Raw genomic sequence first — 14,003 nt, 5'->3', positions numbered from 1 at the left:
CAGCGCCCGCGCCGATATCGCAACCTATTTGGCGGTACCCCCGGGCACTACCGGCGCGGGCCACCACGACAGCGTGTGGTTGTCATGCGCGCTGGTCCACACCCCGGCGTCGGTATAGCGCAGCGCGCCGCTGCCCACCGGCTTGCCGAGGCGCGCGTCGATCGCCAGCGTCCTGGCGTCGATGACCGCGAACGTCTGATCCTCGGTGGTGCGCAGCCACACCTTGCCGCCGCCGGTGTCGATGTCGCCATAGGCCAGCTTCGCGCCCACCTTCACGCGGGCCGTGACCTTGGCGGTCGCCGGGTCGATCCGCGCGAGCGTGCCGTCGCCCTGTTCCTGCACCCACACCGCGCCTTCGCCCGCCGCCAGGAAGCCGGGCTGCGCGCCCAGCGGCACGGTGGCGGTGACGGTGTTAGTGGCCGGATCGATGCGTTGCAGCAAGCGGCCGTTCGCGCTGACCGCCCAGACCGCATCGAAGCCGAACGCCAGATACCAGGTGCCCGGCGCGACCGCGATCGTCCGGACGACCGTGTTGGTGGCGGGGTCGATCCGCGACACCACGCCCTTGTCGTCGCTCGCGATCCAGATCGATCCCGCGCCGGCGACGACGTTCAGTTCGCCCGCCGGGTTGGCGATGCCGGTCGGGATCGACGCGACGACCGCCGCGGTGCGCGCGTCGATGCGGGTCAGCGCGCGCTTCTCGCAATCGGCGACCCACAGCGTGTCCGCGACGAACGCCATCGCGCCGCACGGCCGCCCCATCGGCACTTCCGCACGCTTGCCCTCCAGCGACCATTGCTCCACGCGGCCGCGGTTGGTGGCCCATACGGTCGCACCGTCCACCGCCAGGAAGTCGGCGAAACCGGGTACGGAAATGACCTGTTCCTTCTGCGCCACCGCCGCCGGTGCGATGCCGCACGTCAGCGCCACCGCGGCGAATGCTGCCCCCCAACGCATCATATCCGTGCTCCTCCTTACGCGCGCTGCGCGATATAGGCGCGCCAGCCGCCCAGATCGGTGATGTCCTCCGCGCCCGTCAGCGCGCGCGGCTCGGCGACGAAGCCCTTCACGCTGCTGCCGTCCGCCAGCGTGACCGTGCCGATCGCCAGCGGGGCCGGCACCTCGACCACGAAGCTGCCGAACGCGGCGACGTCCAGTTCGTACACTTCCACCGCGATTCCCGCGCCGCTGTCGTCGTACACCAGCGCCGGCTTGGGCGGCACGCTGTCCGCCATCGCATACAGGCGGTATGTCGGCGCGGTCTGGAACGCCCCCACGAACACCGCCTCGCGCGACGTCAGTTGCCAGTGCAGCGGCATGTCCTTCAGATGCGCACCGACGACCGCAAGCTTCACCTTGTCCATTCTGTCCCCCGTATCCAGCGGTGGCGGCGGCGGCAGGTCGGCCGCCGCCAGATAGCTATCGGCCACGTCCAGCAGCGCCCGGTCGCTGTCCGCCGGCCCGATCAGCGTGATCCCGAACCCGGTCGCGTTGTCGCGCACCCCCGCAGGCACCGCGACCGCCGCCATGTCCAGCAGGTTCACGAAATTGGTATAGAAGCCCAGATGGCTGTTGAGCGCGACCGGCGCGGCCAGCAGCTCGGCGACGCGATAGGTCGTCCCCGTGGTCGGAAAGGCCAGCAGATCAACGTCCTGGAGCAGCAGGTCCGCATGGCGCTTCAACTCCGCCAGCCGGTACATCCCGCGCCACAGCGTCACCGCATCGATGTCCGCGCCCGGCGCCACCACCGCGCGCACCGTCGGGTCGATCGCCTCGGGCGCGCGGGTCAGGAGGTCGCCGATCGCCGCCGTCCGCTCCGCTACCCACGGACCGCCGTACAGCAGTTGCGCCGCCTCCAGCAGCGGGGCGATGTCGATCTCGACTATCTCCGTCCCCGCGGCCAGCGTCGCCAGCGCGCGGTCGTAGAGATATTCCGACTGCGCATCCCCGAACCACATCCGCTGCGCGCGGCGCGGCACGCCGATCCGGCGCGGGGCGAGGGCGCGCTCCGCCAGCGGCTTGGAATAGGGATCGTCCGCGTCGAACCCGGCCAGCACGCCGTCGACCAGCCGCGCATCGGCGGTGTCGTCGGTGAAGACGGTGATGCAGTCGAGCGTGCGGCATGCCGGCACCAGTCCCCGCGTGCTCCAGCGCCCCTTGCTCGGCTTGAACCCGATCAGATGGTTGAACGCGGCGGGCACGCGGCCCGACCCGGCGGTGTCGGTGCCCAGCGCGAAGGCCGCCAGCCCCGCCGCGACCGCCACTGCCGACCCCGAACTGGATCCGCCGCTGACATAGGTCAAGTTGCTGGCGTTGCGCGGGATGCCATAGGGGCTGCGCGTGCCGACCAGCCCGGTCGCGAACTGATCGAGATTGGTCTTGCCCAGCAGCAGCGCGCCCGCCGCGAGCAGCCGCTCCACCACCGTCGCGGACCGTTCCGCGACGTAAGCGAAGGCGGGGCAGGCGGCGGTCGTTTCCATCCCGGCGACGTCGATATTGTCCTTCACCGCGAATGGCACGCCCGCCAGTGGCAGCACCTCGCCAGCGGCGACGCGCGCGTCGATCGCACGTGCCGCCGCGATCAGCGCGTCGGGGGCCACGCGCGAAATCCACACCTGCGGCTGGATCGCGTCATAGGCCGCCATCCGGTCGAGCGCGGCCTGCGCCACCGCCACCGCACTGGTGCGGCTCGCGCCGACGTCCGCCGCGATGGCCGATGCGCTCAGCCGCGCGGTCATGCGTGGACCTTCAGCGCCAGCATCGGCGATCCGGGCTGGAGCGGCTGGCGTTCCTCGATGTAGAGCGCCGCGATCGTGCCCGCCGCGGGGCTTTCGACCGGGCATTCCATCTTCATCGCCTCGATCACCGCGATCGTGTCGCCGGCCTCGACCGCGTCGCCCGCCGCGACCAGCAGCTTCCACACGCTGCCGCCGAACGGCGCCTCGATCACGTCGGCGCCCGCGGGCACCTCGATCGCGGCGGCGGGGGGCCTGTCCTCCTCGGTCAGCGTCGCCACCCGGTCGAACTCGCCGCGGCGTTGCCAATCGGCACGCTCGGCATCGAACGCCGCCTGGCGGCGCGCCTCGAACGTGGCGATATCCTCGGCATTGTCGGCCAGGAAGGCGCGATAGTCCGCCAGCCGGAATTCCGACGGCTCGATGCGCAGCGCGCGCCGCCCGCTGGGGAAGTCGCGCCGCCACTCCACCAGTTCCTCGGCGCTGACCGGGTAGAAGCGGATCTGGTCGAAGAAGCGCAGCAGCCACGGCTTGCCGTCGACGAACGAGTCGGTCTGGCGATAGGTGTTCCACACCTGCAGCGTGCGCCCGAACAGCTGGTAGCCGCCCGGCCCCTCCATGCCGTAGATGCACATATACGCGCCGCCGATCCCGACGACGTTGGGCGGCGTCCAGGTGCGTGCCGGATTGTACTTGGTCGTCACCAGCCGGTGGCGCGGGTCGATCGGGGTGGCGACCGGCGCACCGAGATAGACGTCGCCCAGCCCCATGACGAGGTAATTGGCCTCGAAGATCAGGTTCTCGACCGCGGCGGTATCGGGCAGGCCGTTGATGCGGCGGATGAACTCGATGTTGTCGGGGCACCACGGCGCATCGTCGCGCACCGCGCCGATATATTTCTCGATCGTCTCGATCGTCGCCGGGTCGCGCCAGCTGAGCGGCAGGTGCACGATCCGCGACGGGATGGTAACATCCTCCAGATCGCCCAGCCGGTCCTCCGCGGCGATCAGCAGCGCCAGCGCGGCCCGCTGGTCGAGTTGCCGCCCGTCGCAATGCAGCTGGAGCGAGCGGATGCCCGGCACGATATCGACGATGCCCGGCACCGCTATCCGCTCCAGCTCGGTCATCAGCGCGTGGACGCGGATGCGCAGTTCCAGGTCGAGGACGATCGGGCCGTATTCGACCAGGATGTTGCGATCACCCTGCTGGCGATAGACGGTGCGCGGGCGTCCCTTGCCGGCGGGCAGGTCCGCCAGCACCGGGGACAGCGTGGCGATCGGGCGCGCCGGGCCGGCATCGGCGGGCTTGCCCTGTTCGACCAGCCGGCGTTGCAGCGTGTCGGCCATCGTCGCATCGTCGATGTTGACCGGCACGAAGCGTACACGGTCGCCGGGGACCAGCTGCCCGATCTTCCACCGGTCCGCCGCGATGATGACGAACGGGCAGACGAACCCGCCCAGCGACGGGCCGTCGGGGCCGAGGATGATCGGCATGTCGCCGGTGAAATCCACTGCGCCGATCGCATACGGATTGTCGTGGATGTTTGACGGGTGCAGCCCCGCCTCGCCGCCGTCGGGGCGCGCCCAGTGCGGCTTTGGTCCGATCAGGCGAACGCCGGTGCGGTTGCTGTTGTAGTGCACCTGCCATTCGGCATCGACGATCGTCGCGATATCGTCATCGGTGAAGAAATCGGGCGCGCCATGCGGCCCGTACAGGACGCGCACGGTCCATTCGTTCGACAGCACCGGCAGCGCCACCGCCGGCAGCGGCGCCTCGACGGGCGCGTCGCCCAGGTGGAGCGTATCCCCGGCGAGCAGCCGGCGCGCGGCATGGCCGCCGAACTGCCCCAGCTCGAACGTCGCGCAGCTGCCCAGATAGGGGGCGATGTCGAACCCGCCGGCGACCAGGATATAGCCGCGCATCCCGCCGCCGCGCGCGCGGCCCAGCGCCAGCGTCTGCCCGGCGGCGACGTCAACCGCCGTGCCCAGCGGCACCGCCATCCCGTCCAGCGTCGCGCCGAAATCTGCCCCGGTCAGGCAGATGCGCGCGGGCGCGGCGAAGGCCAGCGTCGGCCCGGTCATCGTCACTTCCAGCCCGGCGGTCCCCTCCGCATTGCCGAGCAGGCGGTTGCCGAGCCGGAACGACTGGTCGTCCATCGGCCCCGACGGCGGCACGCCGACCGCCCACATCGCCTGCCGCCCCGGCCAGTCCTGGATCGTCGTCGCGGTGCCGCCGCTGACGACGCGGATCGCGCGCGGGCGATAGTCGATCGTGTCGAGCGCGCGGGTCGATACCTCGCCGCTGGTGAAGGCGTCGGCACGCACGACCTCGCGCAGCCAGCGCAGGTTCGTCTCGATGCCGTCGATGCGCGTTTCGGCCAGCGCCGCCTGCATCGCCGCGACCGCCGCATCGCGATCGTCGGCATGGACGATCAGCTTGGCCAGCATCGGATCGTACCATGCGCTGACGGTGCTGCCCGCCATGCACCAGGTTTCGACCCGCGCATCGCCGGGGAAGGTGACGTGCGTCAGCGTGCCCGAGGTCGGCCGGTAGTCCAGCGCGGGATCCTCGGCATACAGGCGCACCTGTACCGAATGGCCGCGCGGCGCACCCAGCGGCGTGTCGAGGAACGCGAAGTCGCCCGCGCCGCCGCGGATCATCCATTCGACGAGATCGACGTCCATCACCTCCTCGGTGACGCCATGTTCGACCTGAAGTCGGGTGTTCATCTCGAGGAAGAAGAACTCCTCGCGCTCGGCATCGTACAGGAACTCGACGGTGCCGGCGGAGCGATAATTCGCCGCCTGTGCCAGCCGCACCGCCGCCTCGATCAGCGCGCCGCGCACCGCGGCGGGAAGCAGCGGGGCGGGGGCTTCCTCCACCACCTTCTGGTTGCGGCGCTGAAGCGAGCAGTCGCGCTCGCCCAGTGCGACAACGCGGCCCGCGCCATCGCCGAACACCTGCACCTCGATATGCCGCGCGCGGCGGATGTAGCGTTCCAGGAAGACGCCCGCATCGCCGAAGCTGCCCAGCCCCTGCCGCGCCACCGCGGCGAAGCCGTCGCGCACCGCGGCCTCGTCCTCGCACACGCGCATCCCGATGCCGCCGCCGCCCGCGGTCGCCTTCAGCATCACCGGGAAGCCGATGTCGCGCGCCGCGGCGGCGGCGTCCTCCTCGTCGGTCAGCAGATCGGTGCCCGGCGCCAGCGGTACGCCGTGTGCGGCCGCCAGCGCCCGCGCGCTGTGCTTCAGTCCGAAGGTGCGGATGTTGTCCGGGGTGGGGCCGATGAACACGATCCCCGCCGCCGCGCACGCCTCGGCGAAATCGACGTTCTCGGCCAGGAAGCCGTAGCCGGGGTGGATCGCATCCGCGCCGGTACGCCGCGCCGCGTCCAGGATCGCGGCGACGTTCAGATAGCTGTCCGTCGCACGCGCGGCGCCTATGCACACCGCCTCGTCCGCCTCGGCGACGTGGAGCGAACCCTCGTCCGCCTCGGAATAGACCGCGACCGAGCGCAGCCCCATGCGACGCAGCGTGCGGATGATGCGGGTGGCGATCGCGCCGCGATTGGCGATCAGGACGGTCGTCACGCTCATGCCGCGGCCGCCACGATCATCCGCACCGGGGTGGGGTTGAAGGCGTTGCACGGGTTGTTGATCTGCGGACAGTTGGACACGACGACGATCACGCCCATGTCGGCGCGCAGGTCCACCGTCAGCCCGGGCGCGGAGATGCCGTCGACGATCCCCAGCGCGCCGTCGGCCTCGACCGGCACGTTCATGAAGAAGTTGATGTTCGACACGATGTCGCGCTTTCCACGGCCCTCGATCAGGTTCGCCTCCAGGAAATTCTCGACGCAGGCGTGCTGCGCCTTGGTGTGATGACCGTAGCGCAGCGTATTGGATTCACACGAACAGGCGCCGCCGATCGTATCGTGATAGTCGACCGCGCTGGCGGCGATCGTCATCATCGCGCGGCCTTCGTTCGACCGCAGCACCGTGCCTTCGCGCAGGAACAGATTGCCCTGCGCCGCGATCGTGTCCTGCGCGCTGTAGCGTTCGGCGTCGTCGGCCGCGGCATACAGCAGGAAGTCGACCGCCTGGTTGCCCTCCAGGTCGACGATGCGCAGCGTCTGGCCGGCGGCGACATGGTGCAGCCACGGCGCGCGGGCGGGAACGACGACGTCATGGACGACGGGGCCGGGCAGGCCCGACAGATACGGATCGGCGCTCATGCGACCAGCTTTCCCTTTCACCGGCGGAAATAGTCTTCGACGTTGCGGAAGGCGCGCAGGCCCTCCGGCGTCGCGTTGCGGATGGCATCGTCCTCGGGCGTCACCGGCCCGCGCCATGCGGTCGCGCGCAGCGGCGTGACCGTCCACGCCGGCCGCGGATCAAGGACATGCGGGCAATTGGCGACGACCAGGATCACGTCCATCTCGGCGCGCAGCACCACGCTGCGTCCGGGCGCGAACGGGCCGATCACCGGCGTCACCGTGCCGTCCGTTTCGATCCGCGTACCCTTGAACAGCGTCACGCTCGGATGGACGTCGCGCCGCCCCAGTCCGTGCTTGGCCGCGCCCAGCAGGAAGCGGTCGCGCGCATTGGGGTGCGGGCCGCTGTTGGCGCCGCTGCCGTAGCGCGCCGCGTTGCTGGTCGCGGTGGACGGCCCGCAAAAGGTGTCGTGCGTGCCGGCGTCGTCCGCCTCGATGCTCATCAGCACGCGGCCCATGTCGGACAGCAGCAGCTTGCCGTGTCCCAGATAGGCGTTCCACTGCACCTTCACCGTATCGGCGACGTTCAGCCGCTCGCTGGGCATGTCGGCGTTGAACAGCTGCAACGATGCGCAGGCGTCGCCGCGCAGGTCGATCAGCCGAACCCGCGACCCGCGCGAGAGGCGGCGCGTGGCATAGCCACCCGCGGCGATCGTCTCTTCCCAGACCAGATCGGCGGCCTCGACGCCGGCCGGCAGGTCGTCGGCGGCCGGCGGCAGCATCGGCATCGCCTCCACGACGGTACCGGCCATCGAGCGCGCATGATCGCGCGCGGCGTTCGGATCGGCAAGCGGGGCGGTCATGCGGCGGCTCCCTTCAGCGGCTCGGCGGCGGTGCCATCCTGTTCGTGGAGCGGGGGCAGCAGCGAGGTGGTGGTAACGAGCTGGAGTTGCTGGACGCCGCGCACGCGGCGCAGCGCGTCGCACAGCGACTTCAGCCGCACCGCCGGCCCCTGCACCAGCAGCACCTCCAGCGACTGGTCGTCCTCCAGGAAGACGTGCTGCGAGGAGATCACTTCCTTGAGGTAGTCGGCCTGCATCTGCGCCAGCTGGTGGCGCACGCGGCCGCGGTCGCCGCGGTACACCAGCGTGACGGTGCCTGCGAGCATCTTGTCGGGGCGGGTGAACGCCTCATGCTCGGCGAGCGCGTGGCGGATCAGTTCGGCGATCAGCCCCGAGCGCGACGGCAGCCCGCGTTCCTCAACCATCGTGTCGAGCTGGCGGAACAGGTCGGCCGGAAGGCTCATGCTGAGGCGGGCGAGACTGGTGGATTCGATGGTCATGATTGACCCTCTCAATTATTACAAAAAACGTCAATCGTAATATCACGCAGCCGCAGCATCCCCCGGTTCCGGCGGCGTGCGCGGGCGCAGCGGCAGATCGTAGACCGCGGTCGCGCCGAAGCGGTGCGGCGCGTGCGGATCGTGGCGGCGCTTGTCGAGCGCCAGCACGCGCGTCCCCAGCGAGAACGCCTCGCGGATGTCGTGCGTGACCATCACGATCGTCAGCGCGTAATCGCGCCACAGCCGGGTGATGAGCGCGTGCATGTCGGAACGGATGCCCGGATCGAGCGCGCCGAACGGCTCGTCCAGCAGCAGGATGCGCGGCCGCTTCAGCAGCGCCTGCGCGATCGCCAGCCGCTGCTGCATCCCGCCGGACATCTGCGCGGGATAGAGGTGCAGGCTGTCGGCCAGCCCGACCGCGCGCAGCATCTCGGTTGCTTCCTCCTCGGCGGCACGTCGTCGCTGTCCGAGCAGCCGCGCGGTCAGCGGCGCCTGCGCGCATTCCAGCCCGAACATCGTGTTGCGCAGCACCGACAGGTGCGGGAACACCGAATATCGCTGGAACACCACGCCGCGATCCGGCCCGCATTCGGGCGTCAGCGGCAGGTCGTCGAGCAGGATGCGTCCGCGCGTCGGCGCCTCCTGTCCCAGGATCAGCCGCAGCAGGCTGCTCTTGCCGGCGCCCGACGGGCCGATGATCGACACGAACGATCCGGCGGCGACGTCCAAGTTGACGCGCTCCAGCACGATCTTGTCGCCATATTCGACCCAGATGTCGCGCAGGCTCAGGATCGTGGTCAATGCCCGCCTCCATGCGCCCAGGGGAACAGCCGCTTGCTGAGAAAGACGAACGCCGCATCCATCGCGATCGCCAGCAGCGCGATCCACGCGACATACGGGATGATGACGTCCATCGCGAGATAGCGGCGGACGAGGAAGATGCGGTAGCCCAGTCCGATGTCCGATGCGATCGCTTCGGCCGAAATCAGGAACACCCACGCCGGGCCGAGCGCGAGGCACATCGCCTGCAACAGCCGCGGCATCGCCTGCGGCAGCGCGACGCGGATCATGATCTGCCAGCTCGACGCGCCCAGTGTCTGCGCCTTGATGATCTGTTCGCGGGGTAGAGCGGCGACGTGCGCGGCGATGTCGCGGACCATCACCGGCGCGATGCCGATGACGATCAGTGCCACCTTGGCGGTTTCCCCCAGCCCCAGCGCGATGAACAGCATCGGCAGCAGCGCGATCGGAGGGATCACCGCGATGCCGGTCACCAGCGGGCCGAACGTCGCGCGCACCGGCGGCAGGACGCCCAGCACCAGCCCGACCAGCAGCGCCGCGGCGGTGGCGATGCCCAGGCCCAGCCCCAGCCGTTGCAGGCTGGCGAGTGTGTCGCCCCAGAACAGCAGCTGCCCCGACAGCGGATCGGGCTGCGTCACCAATGCGGTCATCGCGCGGACCATTGCATCGGGCAGCGGCAGGATCTTGTCGGTGGGGTCCGCCGCGTGGCGGCGCACCGCCGCGATCAGATAGACCAGCGCCAGCAGGGCGACCGGCACGGACCCCAGCACGATCCGGTCGTTGCGGCGCATGTGCCGGTTCACCCAGCGCATCGGGTCGGCCTCTCGATCGTCGCGGCGAAAGGGGCGGGGGAGGGCGTCACAGCTTCCCGTCGGCGGCCAGCGCCATATAGCGATCGTCGAAGCGCAGCGTCACATGTTGCGCATCGCCCAGCGTGCGCTTGCCCGGAAAGGCGATGCCGACCGCGTCCGCACTCGCCGCGCCCTTGAACAGCCCGCGCTGGAAGCTGAAGTCGCGCACCCGCGTCATCGTCGTCACCAGCGCCGGCGCCGTCGTCGCCGCGACCGCCGCCTTGGGCGTGTCGTACAGATGGGTGGTGGCCAGCTGGCGTTCGAACGTGGCGGTATCCGTGCCGGCCAGCTTCGCCATCGCGGCGCGCGCTGCCTGTCCCTGCGCGTCCTGCCGCTTCAGCAGCGCGACGGTTTCGTACCAGATGCCTGCCAGCGCCTTGCCCAGATCGGGGTTGGCGTTCAGCGTCTTGGTGTCGACGACCATCAGGTCGAGGATTTCGCCCGGAATGTCGGCGGAGCTGAACACCTGGTGCGTGTTCGGCAACGCCTTCATCACCGACAGCTGCGGGTTCCAGGCGACCGCCGCGGTGACGTCGGGGCTGCCGAACGCGCCGACGATATCGGCGTCGGAGGTGTTGACGGTGCGCACGTCGCTGGGCTTCATCCCCACCGTGTCGAGCGCGCGCGCCAGCAGATAGTGCGACACCGACAGCTCGACCAGATAGACCTGCCGGCCCTTGATCGCCGCCAGCTTGTCCGCGCCCTTCAACAGGACGCCGTCGTTACCGTCCGAATAATCGCCGACGATGATCGCGCTGGTATCCTTGCCCCCGGCGGCGGGGATGGTGAGCGCGTCCATGTTGGTGACGGCAACGCCGTCGAACTTGCCGGCGTTGTACTGATTGACCGATTCGACATAGTCGTTGACCTGCACGACATCGATCTTGATGCCGTATTTGTCGGCCCATTTCTTCACGATGCCGGCCTGCTGCGCATAGGGCCATGGCATCCATCCGGCGTAGATCGACCAGCCGATCGTGAAATCGTGGCGCTTGGCTGGTGGCGTGTTCGAGCCGGACGAACAGGATGCCAGGAACAACGCCGTCGCCAGTGCCGCAACATGGCCCGCCTTGCCGATCATCTTCCGCATGATTCGGTCCCCTTTCGCAATGCAGCATCGCGCCGATCGCCAAGGCTGTCCACTGGAAAATTATTACCAGCGGGCGAAAGGGTAATAATCGTGGCGACGGCCACGCGCACGCGTGGGAAGGGGTACAGGCGATCCGGTTCGGAAGAACGATCGGCCGCCGCGTATTACTTTTTGCGGCTGACATGCGGGTGAAATATTACGCTTGACCACATGTGTAATATCCATACCGTGTCGCGATCGGCATCGCGACGATGGTGCCGGAAATGACAGGACGACCGGCGTGTTCGCCGGTTTCGACACGGGCTGCTCGGCGCGCGATCATATCGGTCCGATGGGGATCGGTCATCCGCCCGGCGATCATGTCGAACCCGCCGAAGGCGCAGGCAACGACCGACAAGGATCGCGACGCAGCGACGTCAGCGACGATCAGGCGACGGCGACAACGCCGCGCTGCAGGGAACGGGAAGGCGCCGGCCCTTATCGGCGCCGATCAGGAGAGTGATGCCGGCTGACACGGGCTGATGAGCAAGGGGGTCATCGTGGCTGTAACATCGTTTCGTAAGACATTGCTGGGTGCGACCATCCTGTTCGGGCTGGGCACCGTTCCCGCCTTTGCGCAGACCGCGCCATCGGGCGGCGCGGCGGAAGGTACCGGCGACGAGATCGTCGTGACCGCGACGCGGCGCCAGACGACGCTGCAGGATGCGCCGATCAACATCAGCGCGATCAGCCCGGAAACGCTCTCGCGCCAGCGTATCGACGACGTGCGCGGGCTGGCGGCGTTCACGCCGGGGCTGACGATCGCCGATACCGGCCCGGCGTCCACCGGCAACGTCATCCTGCGCGGCATTTCCTCCGCCGATACGGCGGGCGGCACGAACGCGCAGAGCGCGCTGGGCATCTATCTGGGCGAGGTGCCGCTGTACCTCGACTTCAAGCTGATCGACTTGGCGCGTGTCGAGGTGCTGCAGGGGCCGCAGGGCACGCTCTACGGGCTGGGTACGCTGTCGGGCGCGATCCGCTACATGCCCAACCGGCCGAACACCGACCGCATCTCGCTGGAATATCACGGCCGGTACTTCGGGGTCGCGCACGGCAGCAATCCGGGCGTGAACGGCGATGCCACCTTCAACCTGCCGATCGTGGCGGATCACATCGCGTTCCGCACCGCCACCGGCTATTACGACAACCCCGGCTTCATCGACTATCCGTACCTGCTGAAGCAGCCGGGCGTGTCGAACCCGCAGCCGGTGCGCGGCGCCACCGCGGCGCAGGGGTCGTTCGGGACGCCGGCGGACTATGCCGCCAATTTCTACCGCCGCAAGGATCTGAACTACGAGCGGACGTTCACGACGCGCAACCAGCTGCTGTTGCAGGCCAGCCCGGACGCGAAGCTGTTCCTGACCTATGCGCACCAGACCACCGATACCGGCGGGCAGCAGTCGAACGGCGCGGGCGTGCTGGGCACCGGCCGCTACGAAGCGCCGTGGCGCTATGCCGAGCCGCGCAGCCGCAAGGCGGACCTCTACGCCGCGGAGCTGAACCTGGGACTGGGCGGCATCGCCGACCTGGTCGCCACCGCCGCGCTGACCAACCAGCGCAACCGTGCGCAGTCGGACAATACCGACCTGCTGCTCGACCTCGATTACGGGTACGAGGCGTTCCCGGCCTTCTCCTCGTACAACACCAACGAGACGATCTATCGCCAGTTCAACGGCGAGGTCCGGCTGGTGTCGACCCATGGCGGGCCGTTCAGCTGGGTGATCGGCGGCTTCTACAACAACCAGCGCCAGCGTTCGCAGTATCGCGAATATGTCCCCGGCTATCCCGAGTTCGCGGGCATCAATCGTCCCGATGCCCTGGAATATATGTCGTTCATCAACACTCGAACGAAGGAAAAGGCCGTCTATGGCGAGGGCACGCTCCACATCACCGACGCATGGCAGGTGACCGGGGGGCTGCGCTATTACAAGTACGACGCCTTCGCGCAGGGCGGCACCGACACCCCGCTGTTCAGCAAGAACACGCCCTATCCGCTGGTCGTCTTCGCGCCCAGCCGGATCAAGTCGGGCGATACCTCGGCCGACGGCTTCGTGTGGAAGGCGAACACGTCATACAAGTTCAGCGACGCGTTGCTGGCCTATGCCACGTACAGCACCGGCTATCGCCCCGGTAACGTCAACCGTGTTGCGCCGTGCATCCTGCCGCTGCCGGCCGGTCAGAACGTCTGTGCGCTGCCCAACGAACTGTCGTACCAGCCGGACAAGACGCGCAATGCCGAAATCGGCGTGCGCAGCGCGCTGTTCGACAAAAGGTTGCAGCTGACCGCGTCGATCTATCGCATCGACTGGAAGGGGATCCAGATCCCCAGCCAGACCGTCAACGGCGCGGTCGGCATCATCGTCAACGGCAGCGAGGCCCGGTCGCAGGGCTTCGACGTGTCCGCGGTGCTGCGCCCCGTACCCAGGCTGACGCTGCAGGGCACCTATGCCTATGTCGATGCCAAGCTGACGAAGGACGCGCCGGGCGTCCTGGTCAGCCAGGGCCAGACGTTCGGTGCCTTTGCCGGTGATCGCCTGCCCGGTTCGGCGAAGCACACCGCCAGCGGTCAGGCGACCTATACCCAGCCGCTGGACAATGGTGCCGATATCGAGGCGACCTGGGCGACCGCCTATATCGGCGATATCTATTCGCGCACCGGCCTGCGCGCCAATGGCGAGGCGATCCCCGGCTATGTCACGCACCGCGCGTCGATCACCTATCGCACCGATCGCTTCGACATCGGCGTGTTCGGTGACAATCTGTTCGACAAATATGCGGTCACGTCGGTGTCGAACGATCGCAGTTCGTTCAATCAGGTGCGTACCGGCGTGGTCGAGCGTTATTATTCGTACAACGTCCTGACCCCGCGGCGCCTGGGCGTCGACTTCCGCGTCCGTTACTGATCGTGAGGGGCGGGGCGTCTCGTGGC

The 14,003-nt window shown here is 68.8% G+C and carries 11 protein-coding genes; 1 reads left to right on the top strand and 10 read right to left on the bottom strand.

The window, feature by feature from the left end; all coding sequences use genetic code 11:
• Nucleotides 1-24 precede the first annotated feature (24 nt).
• From COA07_RS04810 to COA07_RS18195, 10 genes are all read right to left on the bottom strand, one after another.
• Nucleotides 25-957 carry a Vgb family protein gene (locus COA07_RS04810; protein ID WP_096640701.1) on the bottom strand — a complete coding sequence of 311 codons (933 nt, stop codon included), beginning with the start codon at nucleotides 955-957 and terminating at the stop codon, nucleotides 25-27.
• Nucleotides 958-974: 17 nt separating this feature from the next.
• The gene (gene atzF, locus COA07_RS04805; protein WP_066706493.1) at nucleotides 975-2,738 is read right to left on the bottom strand and encodes an allophanate hydrolase; all 1,764 of its coding nucleotides are present in this window, start codon (nucleotides 2,736-2,738) and stop codon (nucleotides 975-977) included.
• On the bottom strand, nucleotides 2,735-6,331 hold the full coding sequence (gene uca / locus COA07_RS04800; protein ID WP_066706496.1) for an urea carboxylase: 3,597 nt from the start codon (nucleotides 6,329-6,331) through the stop codon (nucleotides 2,735-2,737). The genes atzF and uca overlap by 4 nt, the downstream gene beginning before the upstream one ends.
• Entirely contained in the window at nucleotides 6,328-6,969 is a 642-nt protein-coding gene (locus COA07_RS04795; RefSeq protein ID WP_066706498.1) for an urea amidolyase associated protein UAAP2, read from the bottom strand. Before COA07_RS04795 ends, uca begins: the two co-directional genes overlap by 4 nt.
• 17 nt (nucleotides 6,970-6,986) lie before the next feature.
• Complete coding sequence (locus tag COA07_RS04790) at nucleotides 6,987-7,811, bottom strand: urea amidolyase associated protein UAAP1 (protein ID WP_066706500.1); 825 nt, start codon at nucleotides 7,809-7,811, stop codon at nucleotides 6,987-6,989.
• Nucleotides 7,808-8,290, bottom strand: a complete 483-nt coding sequence (locus COA07_RS04785; protein ID WP_066706503.1) for a CopG family ribbon-helix-helix protein — start codon at nucleotides 8,288-8,290, stop codon at nucleotides 7,808-7,810. Before COA07_RS04785 ends, COA07_RS04790 begins: the two co-directional genes overlap by 4 nt.
• Nucleotides 8,291-8,332: 42 nt before the next feature.
• The gene (locus tag COA07_RS04780; protein ID WP_066706505.1) at nucleotides 8,333-9,091 is read right to left on the bottom strand and encodes an ABC transporter ATP-binding protein; all 759 of its coding nucleotides are present in this window, start codon (nucleotides 9,089-9,091) and stop codon (nucleotides 8,333-8,335) included.
• Nucleotides 9,088-9,903, bottom strand: coding sequence for an ABC transporter permease (locus COA07_RS04775; protein ID WP_066706508.1), 816 nt, complete (start codon nucleotides 9,901-9,903; stop codon nucleotides 9,088-9,090). The genes COA07_RS04780 and COA07_RS04775 overlap by 4 nt, the downstream gene beginning before the upstream one ends.
• 46 nt (nucleotides 9,904-9,949) lie before the next feature.
• Nucleotides 9,950-11,032: a putative urea ABC transporter substrate-binding protein gene (locus COA07_RS04770; protein ID WP_066706511.1), complete on the bottom strand. Its 1,083-nt coding sequence runs from the start codon at nucleotides 11,030-11,032 to the stop codon at nucleotides 9,950-9,952.
• Nucleotides 11,033-11,228: 196 nt separating this feature from the next.
• Entirely contained in the window at nucleotides 11,229-11,378 is a 150-nt protein-coding gene (locus COA07_RS18195; RefSeq protein ID WP_169924221.1) for a hypothetical protein, read from the bottom strand.
• Between the two features lie 193 nt (nucleotides 11,379-11,571).
• On the opposite strand from COA07_RS18195, the gene COA07_RS04760 reads away from it, so the two are divergent.
• Complete coding sequence (locus COA07_RS04760) at nucleotides 11,572-13,977, top strand: TonB-dependent receptor (protein ID WP_245842013.1); 2,406 nt, start codon at nucleotides 11,572-11,574, stop codon at nucleotides 13,975-13,977.
• Nucleotides 13,978-14,003 lie beyond the last annotated feature (26 nt).

It is taken from the genome of Sphingomonas adhaesiva, assembly GCF_002374855.1.
GTDB classification, from domain to species: Bacteria; Pseudomonadota; Alphaproteobacteria; order Sphingomonadales; family Sphingomonadaceae; genus Sphingomonas; species Sphingomonas adhaesiva.
The sequence above is the reverse complement of the archived record's forward strand: the minus strand, read 5'-3'. Positions and strand labels throughout refer to the sequence as shown.